We start from the raw sequence: 19091 nt of genomic DNA on the forward strand, positions 1-19091 counted from the left end.
CCGTTCACTGCAAGGCCGGGTCGTCCAGGTGGTGGCTCGTCACCCCATCCCACACGAATGGGGTGGTCAGCACGCCCGGGGCGGACGGGTCGCGGAACAGGCTGTAAGTCACCAGCCCTGGCACCTCCGCGTGGAACCCCCACTCATCATGGCTGGCCAGGATGAAGTCAAGGTCGAGGTCACCGAGGAGTTTCATGCAGCTGCCACGCATCTCCGCGTCGATGCCGGCGAATGCCTCGTCCAGGTAGATCGGGTGTGGCGCGGTTTTCGCGGCTCCCTGGTAGTGTGCCGCGGCCGCGACGAACAACGGGAGCTGGAGCATGACCGCCTTCTCCCCGCCAGATCCCTGCTGGTGCTTGGAGTCGGTCAGGTCCGCCCACCTGCCACCGGCCCCGTGCCGAACTTCCAGCCGGAAGCGTGACCACTTGCGGTAGTCCAACGCCTCACGCAGGTGCACACGCCAATCGCCGACCTGGTCGTTGTCCCGGGTCTGCCGCACCCGTGCGGACAGGAAGCCGACCAGCTCATCCCGGGCCTCATCGGTCAGGAACCGGGTCGCTTGCTGGTCGAGCAGCAGGATGGCCCGCCCGACGTCCGGTCCCGCCTCTGGGTCAGGTTCCCACCGCAGCCGCATCTGCATGCCGGAGGCGGTCGGCTGCTTGAGTAGCAGGTGGTTCATCCGATCACGCAGACTGTTCGCCTCAACCCGGCACCGGCGCAGGTGCTCGCCGATCCGACCGAGCAGAACCTCGGCGAACAGACGGCGTTCCCGTTCGTCGAGGTAACTCTGGCGGGTTTCGATCTCGTTCTGGATGAGGTCGACCAGTTCCGGGACCGTGCGGTCCAGTCCGTTGTGAGTCACCCGCACGACAAACAGCTCGCCGTCGTTGTCCCCCCACGGCCGCCAGTCCGGCCCATCGATCTGGCGCGTCAACTCGCGGAAGCGTTCGTCGACCTGGTTCCGCCCGGCATTGCGGGCCTTCTCCGAGATGTCCTCCTCGTGCAGAACCTGTTCGGCTTGCCTGGCCTCGTCGACGCTCCTGGTCAGAGACACGGCTCCGGAGGACATGCCGAACACCTGCACCAGTTCCAGGAAACCCTGGCGCCGTACCTTGTCGAACTCGGCCACGGCTGCGAGCCGATCTTCCTCGCGCCGACGGCGGTCGTGCTCGATGGCCTGCAGGGTGCTTCGCGCCGCACCGAGCTCCTGCGCGGCGGCCAGTCCCCGGCTGTCGGCTTCCTTCTTCTCCGCCGCGATACGGTTCTGCGTGGACCGCGCCGTCTCGAGTTCGGCCATCACCTGGTCCACGCTGGCACCGCTCATCTCCCGCCGCGTGGCGTACTCCATGGCCAGGTCGAGTGCGAGCGCGCGGACCTGCTCGTGCTCCTCTGTCACGGTCTGGGTCCGGGCTCGCTGACGATCAGTTCGGCTTCGCGCCGCGATGGCTCTCGACTGCTGGTTCCGGGTCTGAGCTACCTGGGCCATCAGGTCAGCGACCGCCTCGCGGTAGCTCGTCAACGCGGCGTCGGCATGGTCGAGGGCCGCGATGGTGGTGCCGAGGGTGTGCTGGCCGGCGTAGGAATCCAACGCGGCGACAGCGGTCCGCAACTCATCTCGCTTTGCCAGCAGGCGTTCTTCTGACCGCCTTGCTTCCTCAGCGAACTGCGCTGCCGTCCGGATGGCTGCGTCGAGTGCCGCCCGGGCTGCCCGGACCGGCTCGTCGGTGGCGCAGGAGTTCCGCTCCTCTAGCAGCCGGGCACGGCGGGTGGTCACCCGCCCCAGCAGCTCGTTCAGAATCTCGATGGCTTGCGCGACCTCGGCGAGTTTGAGATCGAGTTCAGCCAGTCGGCGTTGCCGGGCCGCTTGCCTCGCGGTCGCTCCGATGTAGCTGGCAGGTCCGCCTCGTGTGCGGCCGGACAGGAGTCCGACAGTCCAACTGCCGTCGGCGCCGATGGCCACTTCTTCCTGATTCGGGGCCGCACTGCTTCCGTAGCGGATGCCAGCCAGCACATCGAGCACGACGTCCTCGGCGACTTCCCCCTGCTGGGCCGGCCGCAACACGGCGGCCAGGGTGACACCATCCTTCAACGCCTTTCCCGGCCGCAGCACCACGTCAAGGGTGTCCGCCGCCAGTACCGACCCTTCCGGGGTCAACCACGCGTCGAGCAGTCCAGCGCCCAGCAATGCAGCCTCGACCTGGTTCCTCACCGTCTCGGCAACGTCATCGGAGAAGTCCACCGAGCGCCACAACGGCAAACCCGGCAGTACACCTGCCATGCGGTCCCTGCGCTCGACCAACGGCGGAGGTGGGGGCAGATCCCGTTCTTCCACCACCTGCTCTCGAAGTCGATTCAGCTCACCCTCTTTGTCCCGCAACGCCTTCAGTGCCTGCTCGTGCTGGGCTCGTTCCCGGAACAGCTCTCCTTCAAGCACGGCCGAGTGCTGCCGGACCAGCTCGGCGAGCACCGGCGCGCCGGGCTCACCTGCCAGCTTCACCGAGTCGAGGAGACCATCGAGCTGGCTGTCGGACCAGCGGTGTTCCCGGCATTCACCAGCCCACGACACAACCGCGGTGCTGACCGCCTCGATCTCCTCGTTCAGCTGGCCTTGCTGCCGCTCCACGGCGTCCGCCGCGGCCTCCCGCCGAGCGACCAGGTCGTCTCGGGTTGCCTGCGCCCGGTCGAAACTGATCTGCGCCTGATCCACAACACGAACCAGCCGACGGGTCTCCCGGACAGCGCTGCGCCGGGAATCGACCACTGCCTCCAGAATTCGGCGGGCAGCGGCGGAATCGTCGTGCAGCCGTTCGGCCTGGACCTCGTGTTCCAGACTCAGCCCGCACCCTTCGGCTTCCTCGCCGGCACGGCAGTTCAGCTCCTCCTGCCTGGCCAGCGAAACTGCCAGGTCCTGCTCGGCAGCGGCAAGCTCCTCCGCCATGCTTTCCAACTCGCGAGTGGCATCCGCGAGTCGCGCCTTGGCCCGGCGCGCCTGCTCCTCGGTCGTGGCGGCCTGCTTGCGCAAGAGCAGCATTGCTTGATGCTGGGCCACTTCGGGCCGCTGCTCCAGAGTCCGGATCCGGGCGGCCTCCTGCCCGGCTGTCAGCTGCAGCTCCGCAGCGCGGGCCTCCAGGTGCGCGACAGTCTTCTCCGACTCAGCCAGCTTCGCCTCGGCAGCGTGTTTCTGCCTGGTCACGTCGTCGAACCTGGTGACTGCCGCACGGACCTTGCCCGCCACGTAGCGGACCATCTTCCGGGCGTAGACCCGGTATCCGTTCAGGAAACGGTCGACCTCTCGCTTGGTGTGCTCCAACTTCTGGAGGTCCTCCTGGTCCCGCGCGAGTTCATCGAACCCCCTGGCCAGCTCATCGACGAGGTTGTAGTCAACCGGAGGCAGGCCATCGCTGAGGAATGCGGTCAGCTTCTCAACGCCGAAGTTCTCGCTCAGCTTGGGCCGCCGGAGAGTGATCAACAGCTCCACCAGCGAACGGAAGCGGTCCGGTGTCAGGCCGAACAGGTCCCGGCCCACCGCTCTCCGGTACGCGTCAGCGGTGCTGAACACCTGGTGCGGGCCAAGCCGCTCCGCCAGAACCTTGTCGTTGGCCGGTCTTCTGGCGCTGTCGTAGAGCTTGAAGTCAACCCCCGCCCGTTGGTCAGTCAGGAAGTACCAGGTGTCCGGCGACCCGTTCTTCGCCGCCTGGGCCCGCATACCAGCCCCCAGGGTGAGGTACTGCATGGTTCCATCTGGTTGCAGCCTCCCGTATTCGCACCACACGTAGCCGATCTGGTGACTCTTGCTGCCGTAGAGCAGGTTGTCCCGCATCGACCGGGCCGCGCTCCCGAAAGGATCCAGCCGTCGTGCGGTGAGGTTGGCGTCGAACAGGAACGGACTGGTGACCTCGAGCACCTTCGTCTTGCCGCTACCGTTGCGCCCGCGCAGCACCATGCGGCCGTCGTGGAAAACGAACTCCTGCTCGTCGTACTGCCAGATGCCCAGCAGTCCCAGCCGTAATGGCTGGAATCGCTCCCGGCAGGGCTTCGGGGGCTCGCCCGCGAGCAGCGCTGAAAGCGCCGCTGCCATTTTTTCCTTCTCGAGTGCGGTGGTGGTCATCAGTTTGCTCCCCCCGTACCGGGCAATGTGGGCACGGTGGTGGACTGAGCCAGCCGTGCGCTGCCGCGTGCCGCATCCCGGTACCGGGCTAGGGCGGGCAGAACTCTCAGACCACCCTGGACCGGTTCGGCCAGTCGCAGCATGACGAGCACGGTCCGCGCAACGCTGAGCACCGCCGTGGGGGTCACCGGGAGCTGTTCGATGGTCTTGACCTTCTCCGCTACCTTGTCCGCAAGGCTCCACGACAGCTCGATCAGCCTCAGATCGGACACAACCGCACTCTGCCCGGTCTGCACGCCCGGTTCCTCGGCCAACGCGTCGGCCAGCAGCAAGGCCGCGAACTGCGGAGTGCGCTCGAACGGGAACCTCAGCCCGGTCAGCTCATCGTCGATGATCGCGGCGCCTTCCGCGCGCACCTCCACCCGGACGTCGAGCATGTCGGCGAGCTCTCGGACCAGCATGGGCCGCTGGGTGCGGAAGTAGTTCTGCTGATCCTCAGGAAGCTCCGCCAGGTAGAGCACTGGATCGTCCACGAGCCTGCGCATCAACAGATGCCGCCTGCGGCGGTTGAGACCATCAACCGTGTCGGGCACCGCCTCCTGGGTGAGGCCACTCGGTGTGCCGGCTCGGGAGGGCGGAACCGGGCAGGCGAGCAGCAGGGCTGCCGCCCGGTGGTCCACGTCGTAGAGGGCGTTGCCCGCACCGTGCAGGTAACTCCGCTCGTCCTGCTGCGTCACCGCGTCATCCTGGGTGGGCACCAGGGCGCCGTGCTCGACCAGGAGCCGGATGGCCGAGGTCAGCTCACGTCGATCCCGGAATTCGGCGGGATCGTAGGTCGGGATCTCGACTCTGGTGGCAGACAGCGAACTCACCTTCTCGCCGAGCTCGCTGATCACCGTCTGCTCCCCGCACTCCTCGAGAGCCGCGAGGGCCAGGCAGTACAGAACGCAGCAACGCTGGTTGGGGGCCTCCCGCTCATCGGTGGCAGCGGACACCGGCACCTTGTGCAGCCGGATCACGTCGCGATCGACCACGAGTTTCCATCCGAGGTTGTGCTCGAACCAGCTCTGCAGCTGTTCCCGGTATGGCGACCGCCGGATGATCGCGGCCACCGCCGCGTCCGGACCGCCCGACCGCAGCAGGGGCCGCACCAGCAGGGTCCGCGCGGCCAGCCACAAGTTCTCGGTTTCCAGCTCGTTGTTCATCGCGCACCTTCTCGTTGGTCCCGCACGTCCAGCTCGAAGTTCTGCACGGCCATCCGCCCCCTGGCGGTTCGCACGACCGCTACCTCCGGCACGCCTGACGTTGCCCCGGCACCGGGCTTCAGCTGAATGCGGAGCCTGCCGTCGCTCGTGCGCCCGGTGCGCACCCCCTCCCCATCGGCGCGAGCTGACACCACGACCGCCAGACAGCTCAACAGGAGGTCGAACTCCTGCTCCGACAACACCGGCAGCGCGGAGAGGTGGGATGGTGTGTGGTTGACGAGTACGGTGATCGCGGCGTCGTTGGCAGCCTGTTCGGCCGCTTGCCGCTCGGCCAGCCGGCGCTTCGCCTCTCTGGGATCACCAACGCCGGCGGGCCTGCCGGTCGTCGCCCGTGGACCTTGTGTGCGCAACCTGGCTTCGACCGGCGCGGCTGGTGTGTCCCACCAGCTCATCTTCGGCCGCACGTCGAGCTCGCTGGTAACCGCGTGCGCAGTGCCGAGGTGCCGCACCGAGTACATGCCGAAGGCGTTTCGCCACAGGGTCGCGCGCTCCAACCCGGATTCCGTGCCCGCGAACCACGTGGCCAGCGTCAGCAGGTCGGCCGCGCGGTTGAGCCTGCGGAATCTCCGATCGTTGAGCCTGCGCACGGTCGCCACGATGCGGTTGACCGCATCCGCGGCGCGGTCCTGCAGGATCACGGCCACCGGCGGCCGGTCCAGCTCCCCGAAGAACCAGCTCCGCAGGCCGTGCCACTGCTGGCGTATGACTTCAGCGTCCTGGTCGGCCACGTCCTGCTGGGACATGCCAAGCGCGGGCGCGGCCTCCAACCTAGCCAGATCCGGGAGGAGCACCAGGATCCCACCCTGCTCCGCCTGCTCAATGGCCTGCGTGATGGCGGAGGCGTAGTTGACCAGCGCCATCACGAACGTCTGGAGGTAGAGCACGACAACGTCCTTGTACGCGAGGAAAACCTCCTCGGACAGCTCGGTGTCCACCTCCAAGGCCCGGTTTAGACCCTGGATGAACAGCTTGGCGTTCTCCGAGAGCCGGGTGAAGCCGTTGATGATCCGTTGCAGGGTCGCGTAGACCTCCCGCAGCGGAGGCTTCTTGTCCACTGCCATCAGCTGACCGACGAGTTCGTGCAGCGCCTTCAGCACCTCCGGCAGCATCGAGGACTGCAGGGCGCCGGTCGCCTGCAGCTCGGCGTCGACGGCTGTCAGGAAGCGGTGCACCTGCGCACCGGCTGGCGTCAGCTGGTAGAGGTAGTCCTTCCGAAGGTACTCCTGGTAGCTGCCTTTGCGGTGGGTGTTCTGGATCCGGTCGACGTTGCCCCAGCTGTAAAGCTGTTCCAGCAACGTGTCCACTTTGGGCAAAGCAGGGGCATCAGGAACCTGCGCGAGCCGGAGCAGCACGCGTTGCTCGATCTCCAGGGTCGGCAGGTGAAGGCCGAGACGTGCTTCCTCGGCCAGGAGTTCGTCGAGCAACAGCCGGTAGAAGGCTGCGTTGTCGGCGTTGAGGTAGGCCACCACCTTCATCTGGCCGGGCAGGCGGTCGGGTGAAAGCGGCTCGGCTGTGGCCGGTTCTGGTGACGATTCCGTTTGTTGCGCAATCAAACGCAGCCCAGGATTGACGCCGTCCTCATCCGCCACTCCCGCCTCCCCCTCCTGCGACACATGCGCACCTATTCGACTCAGTCCCCCGACTGATCGGTGGTAGGGTACCCGCCACCTCTCCGCCGGAGCATAACAAGGCTTGACGGCCGAGGGATCCACAATTCTCTAGGGAGGTTTGGTGAGCGGCGAACCGGCAGCCGAGGACGATGTTGGTGACTTAACACTGAAAGTTGACTGGAGAATTCACCTCTCCGACCTCAATACCGGAACGCTGGTGCTCGACTCCAGCTACATCCTGTGTGCTTACCGGCCAGTCCCCAGTGCGCAAACAGTGCTCGACGACCTGTGGTCTGTCCGCGACCGGATCTGGGTCCCACACCAGGTCATGCTGGAGATCACCGGCCGCGGCGCCACCGTCGAGAACGACTTCCGAAAGGAAACGGTGGAGCAGGGAGAGAGTTTTCGCCGCGGAATTCAGCAGAAGTTGTTGCGCCTTCGGGTGAGTATGCGTAGGAACGAAGTCGAGCGGCAAGCAGAACAGCTGGCTGTCAGAAAGTTTCACGCAGCCACCGAGGAAATGGTGAACTTTGCCCAGAATAGGGGCGACGCCGCGAGGCCATCACCTCGCACTCCGGAAGAACTTGAGAGCATCAATCAGCGACTCGAGCGCCTGATCAAGGGCAGAGTCGGGCCGGCACCCACTCCAGAGGAGCGGAGCGCCTGGATAACCGATTCGACCGCGCGGATTAAGTCCAAGCGGCCGCCGAGCTATGCGGATCGGAAGCATCGACCGGGGCAGCGCGCCAATGACTGCATCATCTGGCACCAGATTATGCAGCTCGCCCGGAACCAGGAGCCCCGAAAGCCCATCGTGTTCGTCACCCAAGACCACAAGAACCTCGGCTGGGTCGAGCATCGCGGAGGCAGGCCGGTGGGGGCGCACAGCCTGCTCGTCGATGAGATGCACGAAGAGGCGGGTGTCCCGTTCCTCGTGATCGGCGCTAGCCAACTCCACTCGTACATCGAACACCTCGCAGGGTCGGAGGTCTGGCACCCCGACCGCGCCTGGGCCGAGACCACGCCTGCCGGCCTGTTGCGCCCACTGCCCACGTTCCTCCACGACGCGAACTGAGAGGCTGCGGCCGCAAGCATCGCGGTCCACATGGAGGGATGGCCGCAGCACCTCTGACCTGTCGTCCACCAAGCCGATGTGAACAGACACAGCAGACCACGCGTGGCCGCCCTTCTAGCGGCCCTGGGCGTGGTGGCGGGTGCTGCCCCGGTGGCCGCGGCGGTCACCACGCCCAAGGCCGCGGCGGTGGTCACGCACGAGGTCACCCTGATCGCCGGGGACCGGGTGCCCCCCCCCCCCCCCCGCGGCAGGCGGCGGCTGGAGCCTGGCTGCGCTCGGCGATCACCTGGCGTACCAGCGGTTTCCGGTCACCCGGAACGGGCAGACCGATGAGTACCCGATCCCCTCGCAGGCCAGTGGGCTGGTCGCGGCCGGGGTGCCGGACTGGGAGCTGTTCAACGTCACCGGGCTGATCCGGCAGGGTCTTGACGACGCGCGCAGCCCGGCGCTGCCGCTGCTGGTGGAGGCTCCCGAGGCCGGGGTCGCGGGGCTGCGCAACGCCAGGGTGCGGCGGACCCTGCCTGGGCTGGATCTGGCCGCGGTGGAGGCGGACGAGCGTGGGACCGGGGAGTTCTGGCGCGCGCTGACCAGTGGCAGGCGCCGGGCGGTTGGGCCGGTGGGCCGCGGCGGATCTGGCTTAACGGCAAGGCGCAGGCCGCCCTGGCCGAGAGCGTGCCACAGGTTGGCGCGCCGGAGGCCGATCTGGTGGTGGGCAAGGTGCTCGACGACACCGGCAACGGGCAGCTCGACGAGATCATCGCCGGCATGCTCTGGGCCGTGCGGGAGGCCGTGGCCAAGATCGTCAACATGAGCCTGGGCGGGATGCCCACCGATGGCACCGACCCGATGTCTCAGGCGGTGAACCGGCTGAGCCGGGAGCACGGCGCGCTGTTCGTGATCACCGCGGGCAATGACGGCAGGCCGGGCACCGTGGGCGCGCCAGGAGCGGCTGACCTGGCGCTGACCATGGGCAGCATGACCATGGCGGGTGGCCGTTCTGGCTTCTCCAGCCAGGGACGGCGCAGTGAAGCCGGAGATCTCCGCGCCCGGCAGCGATATCGTGGCCGCGCGGGCTAGCGGCACCCGGCTGGGCACCCCGGCGCTGCTGCAGCAGCGCCCGGACTGGACCTCGGCACAGCTGCACCGGGGGCGCATCGAGCTGATCGCCCACAAGCAGCCTGCCGACCTGCGCGGATGGCTGGACTGCCACATCACCGCGGTGTTCACCCAGGCTGAGTTGAGGCACAGCCACTACCTCGGTTTCCTGGCCATGCTGTTGCACCACAGGCGCTGGGAGGTCTTCCTCAACCTCTCCGCGGAGATGGAGGCCGACGCCGCCGAGTTACAGCAGACGCTCAATGAATTCCTGGCTCCGCTGCCCACTTCACTGCGGGTGCACCGAATTCGGCAGGCCATGCGGTTGATCGTGCGCGCGACGTCGGATCGGGAACGGGCCCGGACCTTGAACCCACCGGTACTACCGCTCGTGGTGGAGATCGGCGACCTGGTGGACACGGTCACCGCCTTCCTCACCGCACCGGCGGCCGCACCGACCCTGACAGCATTGGCGGAACAGCGATGGGCACCTGGATCACCGCCCCATCACCACGGACCTGGTCTTCAGCGCGCTGGAACTTGAGCCCACTGCGGGCGGTCTGGGCCCGCACCGGCTGCCCGCCTGGGCCGCCCGCGACAGGCGGAGCACCCTGTCCCTCGTGACCCGGAATCAGGTTGGCGCACGGGCTGGTCACAACCAGCTAATCGATCTCGACGCGGCCGCCCTCCAACGTCCCACACCAAGCAGCGATAGTGAAGCTTCAGAGAAGCCGCAGTTCAGTGGCGTGCACCAGGTTGGGGATGTGGTTCAACTCGGTCCTCGGACACAAAAATGTAGCTTGCCTGCGCACTACAGGTGTTCATGTGGTCACTCGGACACGACAGCCTCTCGGGCATTGAAGAATCCAGCGTTGTGGCACACCGGGTCAGGTGCCGCTGATCTTGGCTCCGACCGCCGTCAACGCCGTGGTCACCGGCTGGAAGAACGTCACCCCGCCGGACCGGCAGTCCCCGCTACCCCCTGAAGTCAGCCCAATAGCGCTCCCGTCCTGCGTGAACAGCGACCCACCACTGTCCCCAGGCTCCGCGCACACCGTCGTCTGGATGAGTCCGGTGACCGTCCCCTCCGGATAGTTCACGGTCGCGCCCAGCGCGGTCACCCGGCCGTTGCGCAGGCCGGTGGTGCTGCCCATGCGGAAGACGCGCTGGTTCACGGTGGCCGCGGCTGCCCGGCGGATTTGCACGATGCGGCCGCCGCCGGTGTCCACTGCGCTGGGGGGCCGGGTGGCGGGGTTGTCGTAGGTCAGCAGGGCGAAGTCGCCGTTGCCGGGGAATCTGGACTGGCGAGCGGTGGCGATGGGGGTGCCGCCCTGGGTCAGGGACCAGCGGCGGGCCGCGGTCACGCAGTGGCCCGCGGTGAGGATGGCGGGGGCGCCGGCGTTGGTGGTGACGTTGAAGCCCAGGGAGCAGCGGGAGTTGCCGCTGAAGATGGCATCGCCGCCTTCGGCGAAGAGGGTGAACTTGCCGGGGGCTCGTTGGACGCGGACCTTGTTTGTGCCGATGGAGCCGACGGTGGACATCAGGGTGTTCCACTTGTCGCCCTTGACGGTGCTGTCCGCAGTCACCACGACCTGGCCGGTCTGGGGGTCTTCCGCCCAGGCGGTGCCGGGGATGGATGCCTTGCTGCGCAAGGTTTCCGTGGGTGCGGCGGCGGGGTCTACGGCCTCTGTGTTGGCGGCGTTGGCCTGGGGCAGGGCGATGACCACCGCTGCGGCCAGGGTGATGGTTGCCGCGGTCACCACGATCTTGGGGCGGTTGATCCTCTTGTGTCGAGCGCGCATTCGACGACCTCCTGCACCGGTTTGGTTCCGACTTGTGCAGAAGTACGGGTCGAGCGGGTCGCGCAGTTCACCTCAATTGGCGGCGCGGTGCCCCGGCGTCCAGGCCGGCCGGGTGGCGGCCGGCCTGGACGGTCCGATCAGACCAGGTCGAAGCGGTCCAGCTGCATGACCTTGTCCCAGGCTGCGATGAAGTCCTTGACGAACTTCTCCTGGGCGTCATCGCTGGCGTAGACCTCGGCGACGGCGCGCAGCTCGGAGTTCGAGCCGAACACCAGGTCGACGCGGCTGCCGGTCCACTTGACCTCGCCGGTGACGCGGTCGCGGCCCTCGAAGGTCTCCGCGTCGGCGTTGGCCGGCTTCCACTCGGTGTCCATGTCGAGCAGGTTCACGAAGAAGTCGTTGGTCAGCGACTCCACCGCGGTGGTGAGCACACCCAGCGTGGACTGCTGGTGGTTCGCGCCCAGCACGCGCAGGCCGCCCACCAGGACGGTCAGCTCGGGGGCGCTCAGGGTGAGCAGGTTCGCCCGGTCGATGAGCAGGTACTCGGCAGGCAGGCGGTGGCCCTTGCCGCGGTAGTTGCGGAAGCCGTCCGCGGTCGGCTCCAGCGCGGCGAAGGACTCGACGTCGGTCTGGTCCTGGGTGGCGTCGGCGCGGCCGGGAGTGAACGGCACCTGGACGTCGTGGCCGGCGTTCCTGGCGGCCTGCTCGACCGCGGCGGCGCCGCCGAGGACGATCAGGTCGGCGAGGGAGACCTGCTTGCCGCCGGTCTGGGCGCTGTTGAAGCTCTCCTGGATGCCTTCCAGCGTGCGCAGCACGGTGGCCAGCGTGTCCGGACCGTTGACCTCCCAGGCCCGCTGCGGCTCCAGGCGGATGCGGGCGCCGTTGGCCCCGCCACGCTTGTCACTGCCGCGGAAGGTGGAAGCCGAGGCCCACGCGGTGGAGACAAGCTGGGCGACCGACAGGCCGGAGTCGAGGACCTTGGCCTTGAGCGCGGCCACGTCCTCGGCGTCGATCAGCTCGTGCGTCACCTCGGGGATGACGTCCTGCCACAGCAGCTTCTCCTGCGGCACCAGCGGGCCGAGGTAACGCTGCAGCGGGCCCATGTCGCGGTGGGTCAGCTTGAACCAGGCGCGGGCGAAGGCGTCCGCGAACTGGTCCGGGTTCTCCAGGAACCGGCGCGAGATCGGCTCGTAGATCGGGTCGAAGCGCAACGCCAGGTCGGTGGTCAGCATGGTCGGCGGGCGGGTGAGCGAGCCGTCCTCGGGGTCGGGCACGGTGTTCGCGCCGCCGCCGTCCTTGGGCTGCCACTGGTGGGCGCCGGCCGGGCTCTTGGTCAGCTCCCACTCGTAGCCGAAGAGGTTCTGGAAGAAACCGTTGCCCCACTTGGTCGGCGTGGCCGTCCAGGTGACCTCGAGACCGCTGGTGATGGCGTCCCGGCCCTTGCCGGAGCCGAAGCTGTTGCGCCAGCCCAGGCCCTGCTCCTCCAGCGGCGCGCCCTCGGGCTCGGCCCCGACGTACTTGTCCGGGTCGGCCGCGCCGTGCGCCTTGCCGAAGGTGTGGCCGCCGGCGATCAGCGCGACGGTCTCCTCGTCGTTCATCGCCATCCGGCCGAAGGTGTCCCGGATGTCGCGGGCCGAGGCCAGCGGGTCCGGGTTTCCGTTGGGGCCCTCGGGGTTGACGTAGATCAGGCCCATCTGGACCGCGGCCAGCGGGTTCTCCAGGTCGCGGTCACCGGTGTAGCGCTCGTCGCCGCCGAGCCAGGTGCGCTCCGGGCCCCAGTACACGTCCTGGTCCGGCTCCCAGACGTCCGCGCGACCGCCGGCGAAGCCGAAGGTCTTGAAGCCCATGGTCTCCAGGGCGCGGTTGCCCGTGAAGATCATCAGGTCCGCCCAGGAGATCTTGCGGCCGTACTTCTTCTTCACCGGCCAGAGCAGGCGGCGCGCCTTGTCCAGGTTTCCGTTGTCCGGCCAGCTGTTCAGCGGCGCGAAGCGCTGCATGCCCGCACCGGCGCCGCCACGGCCGTCGTGGGTGCGGTAGGTGCCCGCGCTGTGCCAGGCCATCCGGATCATGAACGGCCCGTAGTGGCCGAAGTCAGCGGGCCACCAGTCCTTGGAGGTGGTCAGCACCTCGTCGACATCGCGGGCCAGCGCGTCCAGGTCGAGGGTCTGGAACTCCGCGGCGTAGTCGAAGTCCCCGTCCATCGGGTTGGCGACCTCGGAGTGCTTGCGCAGGATGGCCAGGTTGAGCTGGTTCGGCCACCAGTCACGGTTGCTGCCGCCCTCGGTCGGGTGGCTCAGGCGCCCCACCGAGACCGGGCAGCCGCCCGCGGCTTCCTCATTCATCTCTCCAACAACGGCGTCAGGGCTGTCAGCCACGGGAATCCTTCCAAGATCAAAGGTGTGCTCAGGAACTGGTTGTGGTGGAGCAGCCGGGGCACAGGCCCCAGTAGATGACCTCGGCCTCGTCGATGACGAACCCGTGGTCGTTGGAGGCGGTCAGGCAGGGCGCGGCGCCGACGGCGCAGTCGACATCGGCGATGGCGCCACAGGACCGGCACACAACGTGGTGGTGGTTGTCCCCGACCCTGGCCTCGTAGCGGGCCACCGAACCCGGCGGCTCGATCCGCCGCAGCAGACCCGCCCCGGTCAGCGCCCGCAGCACGTCGTAGACCGCCTGGTGCGACACGGCGCCGAGATCCGTGCGCACCACACCGAGGATGGAATCGGTGTCCGCGTGCGGGTTCGTGTGCACCGCGGCGAGCACCGCCAGCCGCGGCCGGGTCACCCGCAGGGCGGCCCCACGCAACATGCGCTCGAAGTCCGAGGTGGTGGGCACAGGCGGCAGTCTGGCCCATTTTCTGGAATGAATCAAGTTGACGATGGAGCTGCCGTGGCTCGTCGCCGCGGGTGGCGGGCTGTCATCCAGGAGAGTTAGGACACTCGTAGGACGTTCGCCCGATAGAGGGCACTTGTTGTTGCCAGTCGGGCAAACTGTGCGCCATGTCGGCCACTCCCGAGGTTCATAACACCGTTGGCGGACCGGTGAGCGGGAATCTGGTGCAGGCCGGGACGATCTACGGCGGGGTCGCGATCTCCGCCGACTGGATATGGCCGACACCGCGGCAGCTTCCGCACTCACCCGGCACGTTCACCGGCCGGGCGGACGAGCTGGCGGTCCTGAACAAGGCCCTGGATGACGGGGCGACCGAAGGCGCCACCGTGGTGATCTCGGCGCTGAACGGCACCGGCGGGGTGGGCAAGACCTGGCTGGCGCTGCACTGGGCGTACCAGAACATCGAACGTTTTCCGGACGGTCAGTTGTTCGTCGACCTGAACGGGTTCCACCCGACCGGCTCGCCGATGGCACCACGGGAGGCCGTGCACGGGTTCCTGACCGCACTCGACGTGCCCCCGGACAAGATCCCCGCGGAGGAGCACGCCCAGGTCGCGCTGTACCGGACCCTGCTGGCCAACCGGAAAGTGCTCATCGTGCTCGACAACGCCCTGGACGGCGCGCAGGTCAAGGACCTGGTGCCCGGCGGCGGCACCTGCACCGTGCTCATCACCAGTCGCAACCGGCTGGCCGGGTTGCAGGTCAGCACGCCCTTTCACCCGGTGGACGTCGAGGTCCTCAACGACGAGGCGGCCAGGGAACTGCTGGCCAGGCGACTGGGCGAGCAGCGGCTGGACGCGGAGCCGGAGGCGACCGCTGCGCTGCTGGGCTGCTGCGCCGGGTTGCCACTGGCGTTGAGCATCGTGGCCGCCCAGGTGCGCCAGAGCGGATTTTCGCTGACGAAGCAGGCCAGGCTGCTGCGCGAGGAGTCCGAGCGACTGGCCGGACTGGGTGGCACCGAGCTGGACTCGGTGCAGGCGGTGCTGTCCAGCTCGTACCGGGGCCTGTCGGAGGACCAGCAGAAGGTGTTCGGGTTGCTGGGACTGGCGCCCGGACAGGACATCAGTGTTGCGGCAGCGGCAAGCCTGGCCGGGCTGCCGGAGTCACGGGTGGAGCGAATCCTCGACGAACTGGTGGCAGTGTCCCTGCTCCAGTGCGAGCACGAGCGCTACCGGATGCACGACCTGTTGCGCCTCTACGCCAGCAAGGTGGCCAGGAGTGAGCTGTCCCAGCGGGAGCAGGAGCTGGCCACCCAGCGGCTGTTTGACTTCTACGTGCACATGGCGCACGGCGCGGACCGGCAGCTCATTAAGCACCACATCGAGATTGAGCTGCCCGGCCTGCTTGACGGCTGCGTGCCTGTGCCCCCGGCCAGCGAGGCTGAAGCCGAGGCGTGGTTCGCTGGCGAGCACGCCAATCTGATGGCAGCACAGCACCTGGCAGTGCAGCAGGGCCGCGATGCGGCGGTGTGGCAGCTGGCCTGGACCATGACCTCGTTCAACCTGGGCCAGGGTCACCTGCACGACAACCACACCATGTGGCGGGCCGGGACCGCAGCTGCCGCGCAGCTGAGCAAAGCCCTCTACCGCACCCAGGCCTACCGGCATCTGGGCCGGGCTTGCGGGCAGCTCGGCAAGCACGATGAGGCGTTGCAGCACCTGGAACGTGGCCTGGAGGTGGCTGCGGCCGACGATGACCAGCTCGGGCAGGCGCACACCCACCGCGCGGTGGCGTCCACCTACGCGCTGCGCGCGGACTACCAGCAGGCGCTGCGCCACTCCCGCGAGGCGTTGCGGCTCTACGACCAGCTCGCGCACGCCGTCAGCGGCGCGCATGCGCTCAACGAGATCGGCTGGTACACCGCGCTGCTCGGCGATCTGGCCACCGCGCAGGAGCACTGTGCGGCAGCGCTGGCCCGCTGCCAGCAGGACAACAACCAGCGCGGCATCCCCCGTTGCCTGCTCAGCCTCGGCTACATCGCCGCCCGCACCGGCGACCTGGACCAGGCGATCGACCTCTACCAGCAAGCCCTGGAACTGTGCCGGCAACGGACCGATGCCGCCACCGAGGCAGACGTGCTGGTCCACCTCGGTGACGCCCTGGCCAGCAGGGATCCGGATGCGGCACAAGCCACGCGGGAGCAGGCACTGGAGCTGTTCGTGCAGCAGCGGCGTGGGTTGGAAGCCGAGCGGATGCGGGTGCTGATCGGTCAGTCCTAGCGCAGTGCGTCGGCGGTCAGGCCGCCGACGTAGTCCTGGCCCAGCGCGTTCGGGTGCACCGGCACTGACAGCGAGGTCGGGATCAGACCCTCGACCCACTTCGTGCCCGGCAGCTGGCACACGTCGTGCCCGGTCACCAGGCCCGGGTTGACGAAGGTGGCGCCGGCGGCCTTGGCCCAGCCGCCGATGCTGGTGTTCAGGTTGGCCTGGACCGTCTCGAAGTAGGCCACGTCGCCGGCGGCGATCGGGACGAGCGGCCAGCAGCCCTTGCTGGGCGGGAGGATGCGGAGGTAGCCGACGACCGCGATGCGGGCCTTGGGGGACTTGGCCTTGATGCCGGTGAGGACCTTGGTGAGTTTGGGGCCCAGGTCGGCGATGCGGCGCTGGAGCTGGTCGCCGTCCTTGGTGAAGTGCTTCTTGCAGGGGGCGCCGCCGGGGTCGGTGACGCTGAGGGTGGCGCAGGTCAGGACGATCTCGGCGAAGCCGATGTCGTTGCCGCCGATGGTCAGGGTGACCAGGTCGGTGTCCGCGGTCAGGGCGTCGAACTGGGGTGGGTTGACGCCAAGGGGGACCTGTTGGGGGGCGGTCATGTCGGGGGTGGTGGCGGCGCCGCAGGTGCGGTCGACGAAGGTTTTCGGCTTGATCCGGGCGGCCAGCTGGGCTGGGTAGTTGTCCTTGGAGCGGGCGCAGCCCACCGGGTCGAGGTGGATGTTGGTCAGGGTGCCGACGGAGGCGAAGGAGTCGCCCAGCGCCACGTAGCGCCCGACGCCGGCCGGGGCGGCGGCGATGGCGGACGCGGCGGGCAGGGCCATCGTCGCGGCCAGGCCTGCCGCGAGCAGGAAGCGACCGGGAGCACGAACACCTGAAGCCATGGGGACCTTCCCTACTCACGAGTAGCAAGATGGGGCGAGCGTGTCCGGTGACGCTGATCACAGTCAAGGGGCGGCGAATTAAATAGGTGGCCGCACTGGCCGGAGCCTCGGTGGGTGGGGCCGTTTGGAGCCTGCCGGGGCGGGCAGCCGTGCCGGGTGGGACGTATTCGAGTGGGTACCGCGGGGTGGTCGGACGCGGCGGGCTGGTACCCGCCGGGGATCTACCGACCCGAGCAGCGATTGCGTTGGTATGCCGGGCAGTTCGACTTCGTGGAGGTCAACTCCACCTACTACGGACTGCCGAGGGCCTCGGTCGTCCGGGGCTGGGCGGAACGCTCGCCTGCGGACTTTGTCTTCAACGTCAAGGCGTTCAGTCTGCTGACCCGGCATCGCACGCCCGTGGCGATGCTGCCGCCGGAGTTGCGGCCGCCGGGAGTGCGCGTGGTCCGGGCCGATGACCTCGGGGCGGAGCTGGTCGAGCAGGTGTGGCAGCGGTTCCTCGGGGAGCTGGAACCGCTGGTGGCGGCAGGGAAACTGGGGTTGTTGCTGTTCCAGTTCTCGTCCGGGTTCCGGCCAGGGGAGCGGGCGCGGGCGTACCTGGCCGAGTGCGCACGGCGGGCGGCGCCGCTGCGGCTGTGCGCCGAGTTCCGGGATCCGGCCTGGCTGAGCGGGCCGGAGTGTCAGCGGACCCTGGATTTCCTTGCCGGGCAAGGGATCGCGCTGGTGTGCGTGGACATGCCGGCCGGGCTTGCCGGTTCGGTGCCGCCGGTCACGGCGGCGACCGCGGCCGCAGCGGTGCTGCGGTTGCATGGGCGGAGTCCGGACTGGGAGCGCGGGAACAAGCAGGAGCGGTACCGGTACCGCTACGACGACGCCGAACTGGCGCGGGTGGCGGAGCGGGCCGGGGAACTGGCCGGGCTGGCGGAGACCTGCCAGGTGGTGTTCAACAACTGCTGCGAGGGCAACGCGCAGGTGAACGCGTTGCGGTTGCGCGCGTTGCTGGCTGGGTCGGGCTAGGCGCAGCGGTCGCGGAGCTGGTCCAGGCGGGTGCGCGCGGTGGTCAGGCCGGGGCGGTCCCTGGCGGCCCGCAGGTCGGCCAGCCGGGCCAGGGACTCGATCACCACGGCCAGCGGTGGGCCGCTGGCGGTGAGGTCTTCCTGGCGGCTGGGCGGGGTCTGCTGGGCCGGGACCTCCAGGTACGGCTTGACCAGTTGGTGGTGGTGGAAGGTGTAGGCGGCGGCGTGCGCCCGGCAGACCGCCAGGAAGAGTTCCGCGTTGGCGCGGAGCTGGGGCGGCATGGGCTCGGCGGACTCGCGGAGGAAGGCGGTCAGCAGGGGCTCGGTCCGCAGCGCAGCGCGCAGCAGCGGCTGGTCCTCCGGCGGCAGGTACGGGGCCTTCTCGCTGAGCAGGTGCTGGTAGAACGGGTCTTCCTGGCGGCACAGGCCCAGCAGCAGGTCGATCTCGTTGACCGCGGCGAAGTCGCCCGCGTTGGCGCCGCGGTACTCGATGCCGTTGACCCGGTAGGACTTGAAGTACGGGCGGATGTTGAGGAAGAACCGGTCCACGTCCAGTTCCTTGGCCAGGCTCTGGTTGAACCGCAACACATCCAGCAGCGCGGCGCGGGCGTCCTCGAGCAGGTAGCCCGCCAGCGGGTTGCCCACGCCCAGGGTGGGGATGCGGCGCAGCGCGGTGGCCGCGCGCTGATAGGCCAGCACGGCCAGGCCGTTGTACTCGATGAAGATCCGCTCGTCGGGCAGGGTGGTGAAGGTGCGGTAGCCCGCGCGGCCTGCCAGGTTGTACAGCGACTGGTGCGCGAAGACGTAGCGTGGCGCGACGCCAAGGGCCAGGCCGATCCGGTTGGCCACGGCGTGCGCGGGGGTCAGCTCGGCCGCACTGCCGACCTCGTGCCTGCGGCAGGCGCCCAGGTAGAAGCCGACCAGACCGAGCAGGTCGTAGCTGGTGACCGGGTCCAGTTCGGCGATCAGCGTGGCGCCCTGGGTCACGATCGTGTGTTTGAGCCGGTCGATGTCGGGGTCACCGAGCAGGATCTCGGTGTGGGCGGCGAAGTAGCGCTGCTCCAGTTCGGTGTTGAGGTCGGCGAACCGCGTGCGGATCCAGTGGTCGAGACGATCCGCGGCAGTGGTCACGATCGC

The 19091-nt window shown here is 68.5% G+C and carries 14 protein-coding genes; 5 read left to right on the forward strand and 9 right to left on the reverse strand.

The features are described 5' to 3' along the window. Positions 1-4: 4 nt before the first annotated feature. The 3 genes from ACTOWY_RS11305 to ACTOWY_RS11315 are packed head-to-tail and all read right to left on the reverse strand — an operon-like array spanning position 5 to position 6962. On the reverse strand, positions 5-4108 hold the full coding sequence (locus ACTOWY_RS11305; protein ID WP_441309556.1) for a TIGR02680 family protein: 4104 nt from the start codon (positions 4106-4108) through the stop codon (positions 5-7). Continuing rightward, complete coding sequence (locus tag ACTOWY_RS11310) at positions 4108-5313, reverse strand: TIGR02678 family protein (RefSeq protein ID WP_441309557.1); 1206 nt, start codon at positions 5311-5313, stop codon at positions 4108-4110. Before ACTOWY_RS11310 ends, ACTOWY_RS11305 begins: the two co-directional genes overlap by 1 nt. After that, positions 5310-6962, reverse strand: a complete 1653-nt coding sequence (locus ACTOWY_RS11315; protein ID WP_441309558.1) for a TIGR02677 family protein — start codon at positions 6960-6962, stop codon at positions 5310-5312. The genes ACTOWY_RS11310 and ACTOWY_RS11315 overlap by 4 nt, the downstream gene beginning before the upstream one ends. Positions 6963-7104: 142 nt before the next feature. Here ACTOWY_RS11315 and ACTOWY_RS11320 point away from each other — a divergent pair, with 142 nt between their 5' ends. Continuing rightward, positions 7105-8058 (forward strand): PIN-like domain-containing protein, encoded by a 954-nt coding sequence (locus ACTOWY_RS11320; protein ID WP_441309559.1) that lies wholly within the window; start codon positions 7105-7107, stop codon positions 8056-8058. Between the two features lie 282 nt (positions 8059-8340). On the opposite strand, the gene ACTOWY_RS11325 is transcribed toward ACTOWY_RS11320, so the two are convergent. Next, positions 8341-8556: a hypothetical protein gene (locus tag ACTOWY_RS11325; protein ID WP_441309560.1), complete on the reverse strand. Its 216-nt coding sequence runs from the start codon at positions 8554-8556 to the stop codon at positions 8341-8343. Between the two features lie 174 nt (positions 8557-8730). Between ACTOWY_RS11325 and ACTOWY_RS11330 the strand changes: the two genes are divergently transcribed. Together ACTOWY_RS11330 and ACTOWY_RS11335 are read left to right on the forward strand one after the other, a co-directional pair. Next, complete coding sequence (locus ACTOWY_RS11330) at positions 8731-9135, forward strand: S8 family serine peptidase (protein WP_441309561.1); 405 nt, start codon at positions 8731-8733, stop codon at positions 9133-9135. Then, on the forward strand, positions 9083-9697 hold the full coding sequence (locus ACTOWY_RS11335) for a hypothetical protein (RefSeq protein ID WP_441309562.1): 615 nt from the start codon (positions 9083-9085) through the stop codon (positions 9695-9697). Before ACTOWY_RS11330 ends, ACTOWY_RS11335 begins: the two co-directional genes overlap by 53 nt. Before the next feature lie 343 nt (positions 9698-10040). Here ACTOWY_RS11335 and ACTOWY_RS11340 read toward each other — a convergent pair whose 3' ends face one another. The 3 genes from ACTOWY_RS11340 to ACTOWY_RS11350 all read right to left on the reverse strand — a co-directional run bounded on the left by ACTOWY_RS11340 (position 10041) and on the right by ACTOWY_RS11350 (position 13790). Next, positions 10041-10955, reverse strand: coding sequence for a S1 family peptidase (locus ACTOWY_RS11340; RefSeq protein WP_441309563.1), 915 nt, complete (start codon positions 10953-10955; stop codon positions 10041-10043). 137 nt (positions 10956-11092) lie between these two features. Further along, positions 11093-13330, reverse strand: a complete 2238-nt coding sequence (katG, locus tag ACTOWY_RS11345) for a catalase/peroxidase HPI (protein ID WP_441309564.1) — start codon at positions 13328-13330, stop codon at positions 11093-11095. A 28-nt stretch (positions 13331-13358) separates the two neighbouring features. After that, entirely contained in the window at positions 13359-13790 is a 432-nt protein-coding gene (locus tag ACTOWY_RS11350) for a Fur family transcriptional regulator (RefSeq protein WP_247763247.1), read from the reverse strand. 164 nt (positions 13791-13954) lie between these two features. Here ACTOWY_RS11350 and ACTOWY_RS11355 point away from each other — a divergent pair, with 164 nt between their 5' ends. Further along, entirely contained in the window at positions 13955-16066 is a 2112-nt protein-coding gene (locus ACTOWY_RS11355; RefSeq protein WP_441309565.1) for an ATP-binding protein, read from the forward strand. On the opposite strand, the gene ACTOWY_RS11360 is transcribed toward ACTOWY_RS11355, so the two are convergent. After that, complete coding sequence (locus ACTOWY_RS11360) at positions 16063-16938, reverse strand: SGNH/GDSL hydrolase family protein (RefSeq protein WP_441309566.1); 876 nt, start codon at positions 16936-16938, stop codon at positions 16063-16065. The two genes, ACTOWY_RS11355 and ACTOWY_RS11360, sit on opposite strands and share 4 nt — an antisense overlap. 171 nt (positions 16939-17109) lie before the next feature. Here ACTOWY_RS11360 and ACTOWY_RS11365 point away from each other — a divergent pair, with 171 nt between their 5' ends. After that, complete coding sequence (locus tag ACTOWY_RS11365; protein ID WP_441309567.1) at positions 17110-17955, forward strand: DUF72 domain-containing protein; 846 nt, start codon at positions 17110-17112, stop codon at positions 17953-17955. On the opposite strand, the gene ACTOWY_RS11370 is transcribed toward ACTOWY_RS11365, so the two are convergent. Beyond that, the gene (locus ACTOWY_RS11370; RefSeq protein WP_441309568.1) at positions 17952-19085 is read right to left on the reverse strand and encodes a monodechloroaminopyrrolnitrin synthase PrnB family protein; all 1134 of its coding nucleotides are present in this window, start codon (positions 19083-19085) and stop codon (positions 17952-17954) included. The two genes, ACTOWY_RS11365 and ACTOWY_RS11370, sit on opposite strands and share 4 nt — an antisense overlap. Between the last annotated feature and the right edge of the window lie 6 nt (positions 19086-19091).

The organism is Crossiella sp. CA198, from assembly GCF_052078295.1.
GTDB lineage: Bacteria > Actinomycetota > Actinomycetes > Mycobacteriales > Pseudonocardiaceae > Crossiella.

Bases quoted from the DNA above. Each gene is read 5' to 3' on its own strand.
- ACTOWY_RS11310 (WP_441309557.1), bottom strand. From the start codon at position 5,313: ATGAACAACGAGCTGGAAACCGAGAACTTGTGGCTGGCCGCGCGGACC.
- ACTOWY_RS11305 (WP_441309556.1), bottom strand. From the start codon at position 4,108: ATGACCACCACCGCACTCGAGAAGGAAAAAATGGCAGCGGCGCTTTCA.
- ACTOWY_RS11340 (WP_441309563.1), bottom strand. From the start codon at position 10,955: ATGCGCGCTCGACACAAGAGGATCAACCGCCCCAAGATCGTGGTGACC.
- ACTOWY_RS11360 (WP_441309566.1), bottom strand. From the start codon at position 16,938: ATGGCTTCAGGTGTTCGTGCTCCCGGTCGCTTCCTGCTCGCGGCAGGC.
- ACTOWY_RS11355 (WP_441309565.1), top strand. From the start codon at position 13,955: ATGTCGGCCACTCCCGAGGTTCATAACACCGTTGGCGGACCGGTGAGC.